The sequence below is a fragment of the Pandoraea pneumonica genome, assembly GCF_049918595.1.
Classification (GTDB): domain Bacteria; phylum Pseudomonadota; class Gammaproteobacteria; order Burkholderiales; family Burkholderiaceae; genus Pandoraea; species Pandoraea pneumonica_A.
Genome location: NZ_JBNCRZ010000004.1, coordinates 126,852 through 142,764, shown reverse-complemented (window position 1 = coordinate 142,764; position 15,913 = coordinate 126,852). Strand labels below are relative to the sequence as shown.

General features: G+C 64.3%; 14 protein-coding genes and 1 pseudogene. All 15 read left to right on the top strand.

The genetic code is table 11. The features are described 5' to 3' along the window. Window positions 1-464: 464 nt before the first annotated feature. The 15 genes and pseudogenes from ACPWR9_RS17190 to gloA all read left to right on the top strand — a co-directional run bounded on the left by ACPWR9_RS17190 (window position 465) and on the right by gloA (window position 15,860). Window positions 465-1,325, top strand: a complete 861-nt coding sequence (locus ACPWR9_RS17190) for a metal ABC transporter ATP-binding protein (RefSeq protein WP_426299581.1) — start codon at window positions 465-467, stop codon at window positions 1,323-1,325. Next, the gene (locus ACPWR9_RS17185; protein ID WP_426299579.1) at window positions 1,315-2,193 is read left to right on the top strand and encodes a metal ABC transporter permease; all 879 of its coding nucleotides are present in this window, start codon (window positions 1,315-1,317) and stop codon (window positions 2,191-2,193) included. Before ACPWR9_RS17190 ends, ACPWR9_RS17185 begins: the two co-directional genes overlap by 11 nt. An 11-nt stretch (window positions 2,194-2,204) precedes the next feature. Continuing rightward, the gene (locus ACPWR9_RS17180) at window positions 2,205-3,134 is read left to right on the top strand and encodes a metal ABC transporter substrate-binding protein (protein ID WP_426299577.1); all 930 of its coding nucleotides are present in this window, start codon (window positions 2,205-2,207) and stop codon (window positions 3,132-3,134) included. 231 nt (window positions 3,135-3,365) lie between these two features. Next, window positions 3,366-4,709, top strand: coding sequence for a tRNA (N6-isopentenyl adenosine(37)-C2)-methylthiotransferase MiaB (gene miaB, locus ACPWR9_RS17175; RefSeq protein WP_150680965.1), 1,344 nt, complete (start codon window positions 3,366-3,368; stop codon window positions 4,707-4,709). Window positions 4,710-4,740: 31 nt separating this feature from the next. After that, window positions 4,741-5,802, top strand: coding sequence for a PhoH family protein (locus tag ACPWR9_RS17170; RefSeq protein WP_426299575.1), 1,062 nt, complete (start codon window positions 4,741-4,743; stop codon window positions 5,800-5,802). Further along, window positions 5,799-6,263, top strand: a pseudogene (ybeY, locus tag ACPWR9_RS17165) (rRNA maturation RNase YbeY); the annotation flags it as partial. The gene ACPWR9_RS17170 and the pseudogene ybeY, both read left to right, overlap by 4 nt. Window positions 6,264-6,385: 122 nt before the next feature. After that, on the top strand, window positions 6,386-7,084 hold the full coding sequence (locus ACPWR9_RS17160) for a gamma-glutamylcyclotransferase (RefSeq protein WP_426299572.1): 699 nt from the start codon (window positions 6,386-6,388) through the stop codon (window positions 7,082-7,084). A 78-nt stretch (window positions 7,085-7,162) separates the two neighbouring features. Beyond that, window positions 7,163-8,038, top strand: coding sequence for an HlyC/CorC family transporter (locus tag ACPWR9_RS17155; RefSeq protein WP_426299570.1), 876 nt, complete (start codon window positions 7,163-7,165; stop codon window positions 8,036-8,038). A gap of 21 nt (window positions 8,039-8,059) precedes the next feature. Then, window positions 8,060-9,607 (top strand): apolipoprotein N-acyltransferase, encoded by a 1,548-nt coding sequence (gene lnt / locus ACPWR9_RS17150; protein ID WP_426299568.1) that lies wholly within the window; start codon window positions 8,060-8,062, stop codon window positions 9,605-9,607. Between the two features lie 253 nt (window positions 9,608-9,860). Next, window positions 9,861-10,799, top strand: coding sequence for a glycine--tRNA ligase subunit alpha (glyQ, locus tag ACPWR9_RS17145; RefSeq protein WP_058379905.1), 939 nt, complete (start codon window positions 9,861-9,863; stop codon window positions 10,797-10,799). Continuing rightward, window positions 10,796-12,907 (top strand): glycine--tRNA ligase subunit beta, encoded by a 2,112-nt coding sequence (gene glyS, locus ACPWR9_RS17140; protein WP_426299566.1) that lies wholly within the window; start codon window positions 10,796-10,798, stop codon window positions 12,905-12,907. Before glyQ ends, glyS begins: the two co-directional genes overlap by 4 nt. Before the next feature lie 23 nt (window positions 12,908-12,930). After that, window positions 12,931-13,524 (top strand): D-glycero-beta-D-manno-heptose 1,7-bisphosphate 7-phosphatase, encoded by a 594-nt coding sequence (gene gmhB / locus ACPWR9_RS17135; RefSeq protein ID WP_426299564.1) that lies wholly within the window; start codon window positions 12,931-12,933, stop codon window positions 13,522-13,524. 69 nt (window positions 13,525-13,593) lie between these two features. After that, complete coding sequence (locus ACPWR9_RS17130) at window positions 13,594-14,358, top strand: lysophospholipid acyltransferase family protein (protein WP_426299562.1); 765 nt, start codon at window positions 13,594-13,596, stop codon at window positions 14,356-14,358. Between the two features lie 101 nt (window positions 14,359-14,459). Beyond that, the gene (locus ACPWR9_RS17125) at window positions 14,460-15,359 is read left to right on the top strand and encodes a M48 family metallopeptidase (protein WP_426299939.1); all 900 of its coding nucleotides are present in this window, start codon (window positions 14,460-14,462) and stop codon (window positions 15,357-15,359) included. Window positions 15,360-15,458: 99 nt separating this feature from the next. Further along, window positions 15,459-15,860: a lactoylglutathione lyase gene (gene gloA / locus ACPWR9_RS17120; RefSeq protein ID WP_150680974.1), complete on the top strand. Its 402-nt coding sequence runs from the start codon at window positions 15,459-15,461 to the stop codon at window positions 15,858-15,860. Window positions 15,861-15,913: the final 53 nt, after the last annotated feature.

The window sequence follows — 15,913 nt, the reverse complement described above, 5'->3', positions numbered from 1 at the left end:
ACGATCGGATGATTGAACGGGCGAACCTCCTCAGGCAGGGTCGGCATGAAAGCGTCGCGCGCGAGTCGCTGCGCCGCATCATGTCGCCGTCTCATCGATGCCTTGCAAATTGCCGAACTCTGGAATGAAGCGAACACCATGCCAGTCGATCGAGCGTGAACTCATGTTACGCCGGTTCGCAAAAATGTGCTGCGGCGATATGTAACGCGTTGTGTCGCACTGACGGCGACCTTCCGCGACAGGTCCGGCCATGTCCGCGACGTACGTAACGATTCATGCAATAATGCAACTTTGTTGCATTTATTACACAGTTGCAATCTGTGTGATGTCCGCCCTACCCGCGCCATGATTCGCTTTTCCGTTTGGCTCTATCGCCTCGCTGGCTGGCAGCGCACCGCACTTACCCTGCTGGTGCTCGCGCCGCTTTGGGCGCTCGTTTTGTGGGCGCTCCAAGGAGTCGCCTCGTGATCGGCTGCCGTAATCTCTCCGTCCGCTTCGGCCCCAATGTCGCACTGGAAGGCGTTGATGCGACCTTCGCCCCCGGCGTACTGTCGGCTGTCGTCGGCCCGAACGGCGGCGGCAAAACCACGCTGCTGCGCGTGCTCGCGGGCCTCCAGAAGGCATCGACAGGCAATGTCATCTGCGACGAGCCCGTCGCCTACCTGTCGCAACGCCCCGAGACCGACCACCGCTTTCCCATGTGCGTGGAAGAGTATGTGCTGACCGGCACGTGGCGCCGCACTGGCGACGCACGCAGGCTCGGCCGCGACGAGTTCGACCGCGCCCACGAAGCGCTCACCCGTGTGGGCCTCGCCGACAAGCGCGCTCAACCGCTGGAAGTCTTATCCGGCGGGCAATGGCAGCGCGCGCGCTTTGCCCGATTGATCGTGGAAGACGCACCGATCGTTTTGCTGGATGAACCGCTCACCGGCATCGATGTGCCCTCTGCGGAACTGTTGCTGGCGCTACTGGATCAATGGCGCAATGAGGGTCGCACGGTCGTGACGGTGCTGCATGACCTGCCGCTCGTGCTGGAACGCTTCGCTTATGTCGCCGTGATGGCGGGCAAGCTGGTCGCCGCCGGTCGCCCGGCCGACTGTTTACATAGTGGGTTCCCGTCGGCGGGCGGCACGCTCAGTGGCGGCACGCATGCCGGACTGTCCGACGCGGGCGGCTACACGACGTTTGCGCCGCATACTGCCGCGCCGGTGGGTGGCGTCGCTACCCACGCTGCAACAGCTAGCAGCATGACCGGCACGATAGGCGAAGGTCCGTCGACTGCCTCTGGTGCGCGGGAAATCCAGGGAGGCCGCCATGGCGCTTGAATTCCTTAGCGCCGCCGGCAACGTGATCGACCTGTTGATCGGTCCGTTCGCCGAGTTCGACTTCATGCGGCACGCCCTTGTCGGCAGTCTGGCACTGTCGATCGGCTGCACGCCGGTCGGCGTGTTTCTGCTGCTGCGGCGCATGAGCCTGATGGGCGATTCGCTCTCGCACGCGGTGCTGCCTGGCGCGGCGGTCGGCTATCTGGTCGGTGGACTGTCGTTGCCGTGGATGGCGGGCGGCGGCATGGTCGCAGGCCTGCTCGTTGCGTTGCTGGCCGGGGTGTCGAGCCGCCGTACGCGGCTCGATGAAGGCGCGTCGTTCGCCGGGTTCTATTTGCTGGCGCTCGCGGGCGGTGTGGTGATCGTCTCGAAATGGGGCAACAGCGTCGACCTGATGCATCTGCTGTTCGGGTCGGTGCTGGCGGTGGACGATCCGTCGCTGATTCTCGTGGCCGCCATCGCGACCGTGACGCTGCTGTGGTTCGGGTGGCATTATCGCGGTCTCGTGCTCGACAGCGCCGATCCGGCGTTCCTCGGCCACGGCCACGGCAAAGCCGTGCTGCGCTATCACCTCGGCTTTACGGTGCTGACGGTGATGAACTTGGTCGCAGGGTTTCAGGCCATGGGCACGCTCATGGCCGTGGGTTTGATGATGTTGCCCGCCGCCACTGCGCGACTGGTCGCCACCACGCTGCCGGGCATGCTGCTCGTTGCCTGGCTGGTCGCCAGCGTCTCCAGCGTCGTCGGCCTGCTGATTTCGTACTATCTGGCCTGCCCATCGGGGCCGGCCATCGTTTTGACGGCAGGGCTCGCCTATCTCGGCGCGCTCCTTGCCACGCCGAGCCGCACACAGGCGCCGGCGATCTGAGAGAGGAAAACATGTTCGGATTGGGTAAATCGGGCGGTAAATCGTGGCTTGGCACCGGCATTTTCGCCGCGTTGTTCACGCTGGCGCTGGCAGTGGCCACGCCGGCGCAAGCGCAAGACACACGCCTGCCGGTCGGCGTGAGCTTCAGCATCCTGTCCGATATCGTGAAGGTGGTCGGCGGCGACCGCGTCGACGTCACCACCCTGGTCGGCCCCGATCAGGACACCCACGTCTATGAACCGACCCCGGCCGACGTCGCCAAGCTCTCCGGCACGAAACTGTTCTTCGTGAACGGCCTGGGCTTCGAAGGCTGGCTGCCGCGCCTGATGAAGGCGAGCCACTATCCGGGCACGATCGTGACCGTGACCGACGGCCTCAAGCCGCGCACCATGCGCGACGACGGCCGCGTGGTCACCGACCCGCACATGTTCCAAGACCCGGTACTGGTGAAGTCCATGGTCGACAACGTGGCTGCCGCGCTCTCGAAGGCCGATCCGGCCGGGCGCGCGTACTACACGGACCGTGCCAAGAACTACCAGCTCGCGCTGGACGACCTGATTACCTGGGCGCGCAAGCAACTGGCCCCGATCCCGTCGAACCGCCGCGTGGTGCTGACCTCGCATGACGCCTTCGGCTATCTGGGCGAGCGTTTCGACATCAAATTCCTCGCACCGGAAGGCGTGTCGACGGAAAGCGAAGCCAGCGCGCGTGACGTGGCCAACCTGATCCGCATCATCCGCCGCACGGGCATCAAGGCCGTGTTCATGGAGAACATCTCGAACCCGCGTCTGATTCAACGCATTGCGCACGACGCCAAGGTAAAGGTCGACGGCAAGCTGTACTCCGATGCGCTCTCGCAGAACCCGGAAGCCGCCACGTACCTCCAGTTGTTCCAGCACAACATTCGCGCCATCGCCGCCGCGATGAAAGACAACCGCTGAGCGTTGCAGGGGTGCAATACCCCTGCCGTTCACGCGGTATAATGCGCGCACCACTCACCGGCCCCGCTACGGAGGTCCGGACAGGCCGGCCACGCCGGCTTTTGCGTTTGGGCCGCCGCTTTTTTCTCTGGTCGGCCCCCGACAGAACCCCGGAAACCTCTGAGGTCATGCCTCCGAGATAACCCAATTACGGACGCCCCCAGGTTAATCACTGCGAACGGCGCACACTCAATGGCAAAGAAGATTTACATCAAGACGTTCGGCTGTCAGATGAACGAGTACGACTCCGACAAGATGGCGGACGTGCTCGGCGCAGCGGAAGGTCTCGAGAAGACCGACACCCCCGAAGACGCTGACGTCATTCTGTTCAACACCTGCTCCGTGCGCGAAAAAGCACAAGAGAAAGTGTTCTCGGATCTGGGCCGCATGCGCGCCCTCAAGGAAATCAAGCCGGATCTCGTGATTGGCGTCGGCGGTTGCGTCGCCAGCCAGGAAGGCGCGGCCATCGTGCAGCGCGCCCCGTATGTGGACGTGGTGTTCGGCCCGCAAACGCTGCACCGTCTGCCGCAGATGCTCGAAGCCCGTCGCTCGACCGGCCGCTCGCAAGTCGACATCTCGTTCCCGGAAATCGAAAAGTTCGATCACCTGCCGCCCGCCAAGGTGGAAGGCGCCACGGCGTTCGTCTCGATCATGGAAGGCTGCTCGAAGTATTGCAGCTACTGCGTGGTGCCCTACACGCGCGGCGACGAAGTCTCGCGTCCGTTCGAAGACGTGCTCACGGAAATTGCCGGTCTGGCCGAACAAGGTGTGCGCGAAATCACGCTGCTGGGTCAGAACGTGAATGCCTATCGCGGTCTGATGGCCGACGGCGAAATCGCCGACTTCGCGCTGCTGGTCGAATACGTCGCCGAAGTGCCCGGCATCGAACGCATTCGCTTCACCACCAGCCATCCGAAGGAATTCACGCAGCGCCTGATCGACATGTACGCCAAGGTGCCCAAGCTCGTGAGCCACCTGCACCTGCCGGTGCAGCACGGCGCCGACCGCGTGCTCTCGGCCATGAAGCGCGGTTACACCGTGCTCGAATACAAGTCGATCATTCGCCGTCTGCGCCAGGTGCGCCCGGACATGTCGATGTCGTCGGACTTCATCGTCGGCTTCCCCGGCGAGACGGAAGAAGACTTCGACAAGCTCATGTCGATGATTCACGAAATCGGCTACGACACCAGCTTCTCGTTCATCTACAGCCCGCGCCCCGGCACCCCGGCAGCCAACCTGCCCGACGACACGCCGCGCGAAGTGAAGCTGCGCCGTCTGCAACACTTGCAGGCCGTGGTCGAAGAGAACGCCGCGCGCATCAGCCAGCGCATGGTCGGTTCGCGCCAGCGCATTCTGGTCGAAGGCATCTCGCGTAAAGATCCGAACGAGCTGCAAGGCCGCACGGAGAACAACCGAGTGGTCAACTTCCCGGCCTCCGAGGCACAGCGCAGCGCGCTCATCGGCCAGATGACCGACGTCGTGATCACTTTCGCCTACCCGCACTCGCTGCGCGGCGAGCTGATCGTCACGCATTGAACAGGCACCTTACCGGATCAACCGGATCATCTTGAAAGCACTCGCCCAAGAATTCACCGCACCGCGCGACGATAATCGCCGTCTGGCCAACCTTTGCGGCCCGCTCGACGAGAACTTGCGCCAGATTGAACAGGCACTCGACGTGGCGATCTCCCGCCGCGGCCATCGCTTCACGATTCGCGGCAAGAGCGCCGTCATCGCCACGCAGGCGCTCGAGAGCTTCTACAACCGCGCCACCGAACCACTGTCGGTCGACGACATTCAGTTGGGTCTGGTGGAAACGCGCCAGGGCCATGCGCCCATCGTGCGCCACGGCGACGACAACCCGTTCGCCACCGGTGAAGAAACGGAGAACGGCTCGCCGGTGCTGCACACGCGACGCGCCGACCTGCACGGCCGCACCCCCGCGCAGCGCGACTATCTCAAGCAGATTCTGTCGCACGACGTCACGTTCGGTATCGGACCGGCTGGCACGGGCAAGACCTATCTGGCCGTCGCTTGCGCCGTCGACGCGTTGGAGCGCGATGCCGTCAAGCGCATCGTCCTCACGCGCCCGGCCGTGGAAGCGGGTGAGCGCCTGGGCTTTCTGCCGGGCGATCTCGCGCAGAAGGTCGATCCGTATCTGCGCCCGCTCTACGACGCGCTCTACGATCTGCTCGGCTTCGACAAGACGCAGAAGTACTTCGAGAAGCAGATGATCGAGATTGCGCCGCTCGCGTATATGCGCGGGCGCACGCTCAATCACGCGTTCATCATTCTGGACGAGGCGCAGAACACCACGCCCGAGCAGATGAAGATGTTCCTCACGCGTATCGGCTTCGGCAGCAAGGCCGTGGTCACCGGCGACACGACACAGGTCGACTTGCCGCGCGGCCACAAGAGCGGCCTGAACGAAGCACAAGTGATTCTGAAGAACGTGCGCGGCATCGCGATGACCCGCTTCACCAGCGTCGACGTGGTGCGTCACCCGCTGGTCGCGCGCATCGTCGACGCGTACGACGCGCATGCGCAACATGCGGAAGCCGGGCTCGATCTGCCCGCGTCGGCAGAGCAAGACCCCCGTCAGGCGCGTGCGCCGCGAGGCAAGGCATGAGCGCAGCGCAACCCCGTCACGCCCTCACGCTGACGTGTCAGTTCGTGATCGGCAAGACGTTCGCCGACCACAAGGCGGTGCTCTCGCGCGCCAACCTGCGCCGCTGGGTGCAGGCCGCGCAGTTGGCCGACGCCGAACTGACGCTGCGCTTTGTCGACGCCGACGAAGGTCAGGAGCTGAACCGCAGCTATCGCGGCAAGGACTACGCGACCAATGTGCTGACCTTCGCCTACGCGCAGGACGAGAGCGACCCGGTGATGGGCGACATCGTGCTGTGCTGCCCGGTGGTCGAGCGCGAGGCAACCGAGCAAGGCGTCACGCTCGAAGCGCATTACGCGCATCTGATCGTGCACGGCGTGCTGCATGCGCAAGGCTACGATCACGAAGAAGACGACGAAGCCGAGGAAATGGAAGCGCTGGAGACGGAGATTCTCGCCGGCCTCGGCTACGCCGATCCGTACGCTTCGGAGAAGACGGCTGCACCGCGCAAAGCCGCACCACGCCAGACGGCCCCGGCCAAGACCGCCAAAACCACCAAGACCACCGCGCCGGCCAAATCGCGCCGCGCCTGACCCGCTACCGTATGGACCGCATCCCAGACCGCCCGACCGCCCCCGACTCCCCTCCGGCCAGCGTGTCGAGTGGCCCCGGATGCAATCAGTACCCGCCCGATCTGGGCATCGCCCGCCACTTGAGCCCCGAAGAGCTTTCGCGCTCGCTCGACGCCGCACTCGCCGGGTGGAACGGCAAACAAGACCTTTGGATCTTTGCGTACGGCTCGCTCATCTGGAACCCGGGTGTGCCCGTCGAAGAAAGCCTGCATGCTCGCGTGTTCGGCTATCACCGCGGCTTGTATCTGTGGTCGCGCGTCAATCGCGGCACGCCGGAGCATCCGGGCCTCGTCCTCGCACTCGATCGCGGCGGCTCGTGCGCCGGTGTGGCCCTGCGGCTATCTGCCGCACAGGCGCGCGCGCATCTCGAATCGCTCTGGCATCGCGAGATGGCAATGGGCTCATACCGCCCGGCATGGCTGCACTGCGCGCTCGCCGACGGCCGGACCACGCCCGCGCTCGCCTTCGTCATGCGCCGCGACGTGAAGAGCTACGCCGGACGCCTGCCCGACGACATCGTCCGAAAGGTGTTCGATCAGGCGCAGGGACGCTACGGCACCACGCACGATTACGTTGCCCGCACGGTCAAGGCGCTGCGCGACGCAGGCATGCCAGACCCGGCGCTCGAAGCCGTGCTGCACCGCTGCGGTGCACCGGCGAGCCCGCGCTGACACGGCGATGGCGTGCATCTGGTGTATCCTTGAGCTTCCTGTAACAGCTCGGCGTCCGCCCAACTTGGACGCGCCGTCATGAACGACCCTTATCCCAGTCGACCCGGTCAAAAAAAGCCCGAAAAACCTCGCTCTCTGCTTGAACGCCTCACCGATCTGATTTCCCCAGAGCCGGAGTCGCGTGCAGAGTTGCTCGAAATTCTGCAAGACGCTCACGCCCGCAACCTGATGGACGCCGACTCTCTGGCGATGATCGAGGGCGTGTTCCAGGTGGCAGATCTGTGTGCCCGCGACATCATGGTCCCGCGCGCTCAGATGGACGCCATCAACATCGAACAGACTCCCGAAGAATTCATGCCGTTCGTGCTGGAACAGGCGCACTCGCGCTATCCGGTCTACGAAGGCAATCGCGACAACATCATCGGCATTTTGCTCGCGAAGGATCTGCTTCGTTACTACGCGAATCACGACTTCGATGTGCGCGACATGCTGCGCCCGGCGGTGTTCATCCCCGAGTCGAAGCGCCTGAACGTGTTGCTGCACGACTTCCGCGTGAACCGTAATCACATCGCCATCGTCGTGGACGAATACGGCGGCGTGGCGGGGCTCATCACCATCGAAGACGTGCTCGAACAGATCGTCGGCGACATCGAAGACGAGTACGACTTCGACGAAGAAGAAGACAACATCATCGCCGCGCCCGACGGCACCTATCGCATTCGCGCGCTCACCGAAATCGAGCAGTTCAACGAGGCGTTCGGCACCCAGTTTCACGATGACGAAAACGACACGATCGGCGGTATGATCACGCACCAGTTCGGTCGTGTGCCGCGTCGCGGCGAGCGTCTGCGTGTGGGCAATCTCGTGTTCGAAGTACTGCGCGCCGACGGCCGCCAGATTCACATGCTGCTACTGCGGCGTGTCGAACCGGCACCCGCCGTTGACTCAGACTAAATCCAACGATCCATGCAGGAAATGACCGTCCACGCGCCCGAGCGGCGCTCGTGGCCGGTCTGGCGCGCGCGTGCGCTCGCCGGACTGGCCGGTATTGCGCAGACCCTGGCCTTCGCCCCGCGCGACGTCTGGTGGTTGCAATTGCTGGCCATGGCCGGCCTGTTTGCACTCGTCGAGCGCAGCGCGTCGCGTCGCGATGCGCTGTGGCTAGGCGGCGCCTTCGGCGTAGCGTCGTTCGTCAGCGGCATCTGGTGGCTGTACATCAGCATGCACACGTACGGCGGCATGCCCAGCATCATGGCGGGCGCCGCCGTCGTTCTCTTCTCGCTTTATCTGGCCATCTACCCGGCGCTCGCGACTTTCGTCACACGCTGGGTGCCGAGCACCGGTCCGTGGCGCGCGTTTGCGTTCGCCGGCGCCTGGACGCTCGCCGAATGGCTGCGCGGCACCGTCTTCACCGGCTTCCCGTGGCTCTCGCCCGGCTACGCGCACGTCGATGGCCCGCTGGCCGGCTTCGCGCCGCTGCTCGGCGTGTACGGCATCGGTGGCTTGGCCGCACTGGCTGCCGCGTGGCTTGCCCGCGCCATATTGCCGCTGAATATGGCCACGCGCCCGGTGCGACGTCTCGCCGCCGTGGCCAGTGTGCTCGTGCTGCTCGGCGCGGGAGCCGGTCTGGCCCGTCACGCGTGGACGACACCTTCGGGCCAGCCGATCACCGTTCGGCTGCTGCAAGGCAATATCGCGCAGGATATGAAGTTCGAGCGCGCGGGGATCGATCACGCGATGGCGCTCTATCGCGACATGATCACCGCGGCGCCGGCCGATCTGATCCTTACGCCAGAAACGGCCTTCCCGGTGCTGCTGCAAGGGATTCCTCCGGAAGTTGCCGAACCCATTCGCGAGTTCGCGGATCGCACGGGTTCGCACGTCGTACTCGGTGCCGTCGGCGCGACGTTGACGCCGCAAGGCCCGACCGATCTGACCAACAGCCTGTTCGGCGTGACGCCACGCGATCAGACGCTGCACCGCTACGACAAACACCATCTCGTGCCTTTCGGCGAGTTCGTGCCGTGGGGCTTCCGCTGGTTTGTCGACATGATGCATATCCCGCTGGGCGACTTCCTGCGCGGCACGGCGACGCCGACCGGCTTCCCGGTACGCGGCCAGCGAGTCGCACTCGATATCTGCTACGAAGACTTGTTCGGCGAAGAAATTGCCGAGGCTCTGCGCAGCATGCCGGAACCCGCGACGGTACTCGCCAACGCGACGAATCTGGCGTGGTTCGGCGACACCATCGCGCTCGACCAGCATCTGCAAATTGCGCGTATGCGCACGCTGGAAACGGGTCGTCCGATGCTGCGTGCAACCAACACCGGCACGACGGCTATCATCGACGCCCACGGCCACGTGCAGGGCCGCCTGCCCGTGATGACCACGGGTGCGCTCACCGGCACGGTGCAGCCCTACACGGGCCTCACGCCTTACGTGCGCTTCGGCAACGTGCCGGCACTGGTACTCGCGCTCGTCGCGCTCGGCCTCGGCCTGATCGTCGGACGGCGCGCTCGCTAAGTACCACGGGTGAATTCGACGGGTCGGGCGACACGGCCCACCGCCGATTCACCCGATTGGTCGGCCAACGCCCCGCTCGGGCCGGATTCCCGCTAAAATTCAAGGTTTTGGGGCCTGTTCACCCTGGTTTTCGACGGGCATTCTCTGCCCGAGATCAGGAGGAACAGGCCCCAGTTCGTCGGCCGCGCTCGCGGCCGGGCCGATGGACTGCGCAAAATCCGCATATTTCCCTGTTCGTCCGCGCGAATTCATCATGCTTACCTTTCAACAAGTCATCCTGACGTTGCAGGATTACTGGGACAAGCAAGGCTGTGCACTGCTCCAGCCTTACGACATGGAGGTCGGCGCCGGTACCTCGCACACCGCCACGTTCCTGCGCGCGATCGGCCCGGAGCCGTGGCGCGCTGCCTACGTGCAGCCGTCGCGCCGTCCGAAGGATGGCCGTTACGGCGAGAACCCGAACCGCATGCAGCACTACTACCAGTACCAGGTGGTGCTCAAGCCAGCCCCGGAGAACATTCTCGATCTGTATCTCGGCTCACTGCGCGCGCTCGGTCTCGATCTGACCGAAAACGACGTGCGCTTTGTCGAAGACGACTGGGAAAACCCGACGCTCGGCGCTTGGGGTCTGGGCTGGGAAGTCTGGCTCAACGGCATGGAAGTCACGCAGTTCACCTACTTCCAACAAGTGGGTGGGCTCGACTGCAAGCCGGTGCTCGGCGAAATCACGTACGGTATCGAGCGCCTCGCCATGTATCTGCAACAAGTCGAGAACGTGTACGACCTCGTGTGGACGGAATGGGAAGAACAAACGGCTGACGGTCCGGTGACGCGCCGCCTCACGTACGGCGACGTGTTCCATCAGAACGAAGTCGAGCAATCGACGTACAACTTCGAGCATTCGAATCAGCCGATGCTGTTCAGCTTCTTCGATAACTACGAGAGCGAAGCCAAGCGTCTGATCGAAGCCGAACTGGCCCTGCCGGCCTACGAAATGATTCTGAAGGCGGCGCACACCTTCAACCTGCTCGACGCCCGTGGCGCGATCTCGGTGACCGAACGTGCGGCGTACATTGGCCGTATCCGGGCGCTGTCGCGTCTGATCGCACAGGCCTACTACGCTTCGCGCGAAAAGCTCGGCTTCCCGATGCTGAACGCCCCCGCCGCCCAAACCCGAACGCAAGCCGCATGATGAGCACCGCACAACGTACCCTGCTGGTCGAACTGCTGACCGAAGAACTGCCGCCGAAGGCGCTGGCACGTCTGGGCGACGCCTTTGCCGAGGGCATCGCCAACGGCCTGCGCACGCGCGGTCTCACGACCGACGCGAGCGTCGTCAAACCCTACGCCACGCCGCGCCGTCTCGCAGTGGCGATCACCCACGTGCTCGACCGTGCGCCGGATGCGACCATCCGCGCGAAAGTGCTGCCGGTGTCCGTCGCCCTCGACGCCAACGGCAACCCGACCCCGCCGCTCGCCAAGAAGCTCGCCGCGATGGGCTTCGCCGACCTGCCGGTCGCGAGCCTCGAACGTGCCATGGACGGCAAGGCCGAAGCCTTCTTCCACACGTACACCGCCGCCGGTGCGCAACTGGCCGACGCGCTGCAAGCCTCGCTCGACGAAACGCTCGGCAAGCTGCCCATCCCGAAGGTCATGAGCTACCAACGCCCCGACGGCGAGACGGTGCAGTTCGTGCGTCCGGTGCATGGCCTGATCGCGCTGCACGGCGACACGCTGGTGCCCGCCACGGCCATCGGCCTGTCTTCGGGCAACAAGACGCTGGGTCACCGCTTCCTGTCGAAGGGTGAAGTCGTCATTGCGAACGCCGACGAATACGCCGCCACGCTGCTCGACGAAGGCCGCGTGTACGCGAGCTACTCGGCCCGCCGCGATGCGATTCGCGAGCAACTGCTCGCCGCCGCCGGTAACGACCATGTGGTCATGCCCGACGCGCTGCTCGACGAAGTCACAGCACTGGTGGAATGGCCCGCCGTGTACGCCTGCCACTTCGAGAAGGAATTCCTGACGGTGCCGCAGGAGTGCCTGATTCTGACGATGCAGACGAATCAGAAGTACTTCGCGCTCACCGACAAGCCGCTGGCCGACGGCGGCCGACTGACGAATCGCTTCCTGATCGTCTCGAACATCGCCACCGACAAGCCGGAACAGATCGTCACGGGCAACGAGCGCGTGGTGCGTCCGCGTCTGGCCGATGCGAAGTTCTTCTTCGAGCAAGACAAGAAGAAGCCGCTGGCCGATCGCGTGCCGTTGCTCGCCAACGTCGTGTATCACAACAAGCTGGGCTCGCAATTGGAGCGCACGCAGCGCCTGGCCGCACTGGCCGGTGCGATTGCCAAGATGACGGGTTCCGACGTGGCACTGGCCGAGCGCGGTGCGCTGCTCGCCAAGGCCGACTTGCTGACCGACATGGTCGGCGAGTTCCCGGAACTGCAAGGCACGATGGGCACGTACTACGCACGCCATGACGGCGAGCCGCAAGACGTTGCTCTCGCCTGCTCGGAACACTATCAGCCGCGCTTCGCGGGCGATGCGCTGCCGGTCACGCCGACCGGTACCGCCGTAGCACTGGCCGACAAGCTCGAAACGCTCGTGGGTATCTGGGGCATCGGCCTGCAACCGACGGGGGAGAAAGACCCGTTCGCGCTGCGCCGTCACGCGCTCGGTATCGTGCGCATGCTCATCGAGAAGCGTTTGCCGGTGATGCTGCCTGACCTACTGCGTACCGCGTACGAGGGCTTCACGACGGGCGTGGCCGATAGCGCCTACCTGAACGACGTCTACCTGTTCGTACTCGATCGCCTGCGCGGCTATCTGCGCGAGCGTGGCTTCGCCGCCAACGAGATCGAGGCCGTGCTGGCCGATCAGCCGAAGTATCTGGGCGACCTGATCGAGCGTCTGGAAGCGGTGCGTGCGTTCTCGGCGTTGCCGCAGGCCGAAGCACTGGCCGCCGCCAACAAGCGTATCGGCAACATCCTGAAGAAGACGGCGCCGCCCGCAGATGGTGTCATTCAACCGTCGTTGCTGATGGAACCGGCCGAGAAGGCGCTCGCCGCAGCGCTCGAAAAGGTCGCGCCGGTGGTGCAGGCCAACTTCGAGGCACGCCAATACGAACAAGCGCTCACCGCGCTGGCGCAATTGCGCGATGCGGTCGATGCGTTCTTCAACGACGTGATGGTGATGGCCGACGACGAGGCGCTGCGTAACAACCGCCTCGCGTTGCTCACGCACCTGCACGTGCAGATGAACCGTGTGGCCGATCTCTCGAAGCTCGCCGCCTAACTTGTTGCTACTCGCCGCCCGCCATGGATTCGCGTAAAGACCGTACCCCCGGACCCGCCGCTCGCAAGCTGGTGATTCTCGACCGAGACGGCGTGATCAACGTCGACTCGGACCAGTTCATCAAGTCGACCGACGAGTGGGTGCCGCTGCCCGGTAGTCTCGAAGCCATCGGGCGGTTGAATCAGGCCGGCTATCGCGTGGTCGTGGCCACCAACCAGTCGGGTGTCGGACGCGGGTTGTTCGATATGGCGACGCTGGGTGCCATGCACGCGAAGATGTCGAAGCTCGCGGCAGCTGCCGGTGGCCGTATCGATGCGGTGTTTTTCTGTCCGCACACATCGGCCGAAGGCTGTGATTGCCGCAAGCCGAAGCCCGGTCTGTTTCAGGAAATCGCACGACGCTACGAAGTCGACCTGACCGGCGTGCCGGCCGTGGGCGATTCGCTGCGCGACTTGCAGGCCGCGGCGGCCGTCGGTGCGCACCCGCATCTGGTGCTCACCGGCAAGGGCAAGAAAACACTGGCCGCGGGCAACCTGCCCGAAGGCACCCGCGTGCACGACAGCCTTCAGGCGTTCGTGCACGACATGCTCGCCGAAGAGGACGCCAAGAATGCCTGAGCGGCCTGAAGTCATTCAGACGCCCAAGACACTCCCCGCCCCCGGCCCACACATTCAAGCCCCAACCTGATGCAGCGACTTCGTTCGATTCTCTTCTTCCTCTTCCTGATTGTCTGGACGATTCCGTACGCGCTCGCGTGCATCGTGACGTTCCCGATTCTCTCGCGCGTGAAACGTTACTGGTTCGCGGTGGGCTGGTGCCGCACGGTGATCTGGGTGGCCGACAAGCTCTGCGCCATTCGCTACCGCATCATCGGCTGGGAGAACCTGCCCGACACGCCCGCCATCGTGCTCTCGAAGCATCAGTCGGCGTGGGAGACCGTGGCATTGCCTGCGCTCATGCCGCGTCCGCTGTGCTTCGTGTTCAAGCGCGAATTGCTCTATGTGCCGTTTTTCGGCTGGGCGCTCGGTCTGCTCAGCATGATTCACATCAACCGCAGCAAGGGCACCGACGCGTTCCAGTCGGTGGTGGCGCAAGGGCGTGAGCGTCTGGCCGAAGGGTCGTGGATCATCATGTTCCCGGAAGGCACGCGCACGAAAACCGGCTCGCGCAACAAGTACAAGTCGGGCGGTGCGCGTCTGGCAGCAACGACGGGCGCGCCCGTGGTGCCCATTGCGCACAATGCCGGGCGCGTGTGGCCGCGCAATTCGTTCATGAAATATCCGGGCGAAGTGATCGTGTCGATCGGCCCGGTGATCCAGACCGAAGGCCGTACGCCCGAGGCGGTCAATGCTGATGTGGCCGAATGGATCGAACGTGAGATGATTCGTATCGACCCGGCCGCCTACACGTCAGCCCCAAAGACCACGCCGGAAGCCTCCCCAAGGACCTGAGCGCAATTCGAGACTGTCTCATGCCGAACGACCGACCCGCGAACCGCAATGCCAGTAACGCCCGCGATCGCCACGCCCGGCATGAGATGCTCGTTCCCCAGATGGAACTCGATCTATTCGGCAGTCCGGCCGCCGAAGCCAATGGCGTCGCGACCGACGCACCGGCCGCTGCCGGGTTGAACGCCCCGCCGCAAAACCCGGGCACCACGCCAAATCCAGCCGCCCCCGCTACCCTCGATCCCCCGAATACGCCTGTCACGCCGCGTCGCGCACCGGCCGCAGGCGAGCGGGTGATCATGCTCGATGGCCACGCGCTCTACTACCGTTTCAAACGCTCGTCGCGCCGCACGATCGGTTTCATCATCGATGAATCGGGCCTCGCAGTCACTGCGCCGCGCTGGGTCACGATCGCCGACGTCGAAGCCGCCGTCGTCGAAAAGAAGCGCTGGATCTTCAACAAGATCGCCGAATTTCGCGAGCGCTCGGCGCGCCGCGTGATTCCCCGTGTGAACTGGGTCGATGGCGCAACGCTGCCGTATCTCGGGCACACGCTGACCGTGCGTCTTGGCGGACGCTCCGGCGCGCAGCAATACGACATCCATACGCACACCCTCTGGCTCGACCTGCCGCCGCAAGCCGCGCCTGAGCAGATGCGCGACCGCGTGCAAGGCTGGTTGCAACAGGAAGCCCGCAAGCTCTTCACCTCGCGGCTCGACGTCTATGGCGAGCGGCTGGGGGTAAGCTACTCGGCGCTCGGCCTGTCCTCGGCGACCACGCGTTGGGGCAGTTGCAGTGCCGACGGCCGCATTCGGCTGAACTGGCGGCTGATCCACTTCCCGCTGGGCGTCATCGACTACGTGGTGGCGCACGAACTGGCGCATTTGAAGGAAATGAACCACGGGCCGCGCTTCTGGCAGGCCGTGGCATCGATCTTTCCGGAATTCGAATCCGCGCGCGATACGCTCAAATCGCATGCGCCGGAGTGGCTGCCGGAGTTCTGATTCAGTTGTTGAAATCGCTCAACGCTGCATGAACTCGGCTCATTTTGGCTGGCACGGGTACAATTGACGCTTCGTTTGTCCCCACACAGTCAAAACATCATGCGAATGCTCCACACCATGCTGCGCGTCGGCGACTTGCAGCGCTCGATCGACTTCTACACCCGTGTGCTCGGGATGCAACTGCTGCGTCAGAGCGAAAACGCCGAGTACAAGTACACGCTGGCTTTCGTCGGCTACGGCCCCGAGTCGGAGAACACCGTGCTTGAACTGACCTACAACTGGGGCGTGGAAAAGTACGAAATGGGCACGGCGTTCGGCCATCTGGCCGTCGAAGTCGACGATGCCTACAAGGCCTGCGATACGATTCGCGCCGCCGGCGGCAAGATTTCGCGCGAAGCCGGTCCGGTCAAGGGCGGCACCACGGTCATCGCCTTCGTGGAAGATCCCGATGGCTACAAGATCGAGCTGATTCAGAAGCACTCGGCTAAGGGCGGCCTGTAAGTCGGCCTGCTTGACGCGTTAATTCGGCAGCGGCCTGCTACGGCAGCGCCGCC

Coding starts and splice junctions, on each gene's coding strand:
- glyS (WP_426299566.1), top strand. CDS start 10,796: ATGATGAGCACCGCACAACGTACCCTGCTGGTCGAACTGCTGACCGAA.
- lnt (WP_426299568.1), top strand. CDS start 8,060: ATGACCGTCCACGCGCCCGAGCGGCGCTCGTGGCCGGTCTGGCGCGCG.
- gmhB (WP_426299564.1), top strand. CDS start 12,931: ATGGATTCGCGTAAAGACCGTACCCCCGGACCCGCCGCTCGCAAGCTG.
- ACPWR9_RS17155 (WP_426299570.1), top strand. CDS start 7,163: ATGAACGACCCTTATCCCAGTCGACCCGGTCAAAAAAAGCCCGAAAAA.
- miaB (WP_150680965.1), top strand. CDS start 3,366: ATGGCAAAGAAGATTTACATCAAGACGTTCGGCTGTCAGATGAACGAG.
- ACPWR9_RS17160 (WP_426299572.1), top strand. CDS start 6,386: ATGGACCGCATCCCAGACCGCCCGACCGCCCCCGACTCCCCTCCGGCC.
- ACPWR9_RS17130 (WP_426299562.1), top strand. CDS start 13,594: ATGCAGCGACTTCGTTCGATTCTCTTCTTCCTCTTCCTGATTGTCTGG.
- gloA (WP_150680974.1), top strand. CDS start 15,459: ATGCGAATGCTCCACACCATGCTGCGCGTCGGCGACTTGCAGCGCTCG.
- ACPWR9_RS17125 (WP_426299939.1), top strand. CDS start 14,460: ATGGAACTCGATCTATTCGGCAGTCCGGCCGCCGAAGCCAATGGCGTC.
- glyQ (WP_058379905.1), top strand. CDS start 9,861: ATGCTTACCTTTCAACAAGTCATCCTGACGTTGCAGGATTACTGGGAC.
- ACPWR9_RS17180 (WP_426299577.1), top strand. CDS start 2,205: ATGTTCGGATTGGGTAAATCGGGCGGTAAATCGTGGCTTGGCACCGGC.
- ACPWR9_RS17185 (WP_426299579.1), top strand. CDS start 1,315: ATGGCGCTTGAATTCCTTAGCGCCGCCGGCAACGTGATCGACCTGTTG.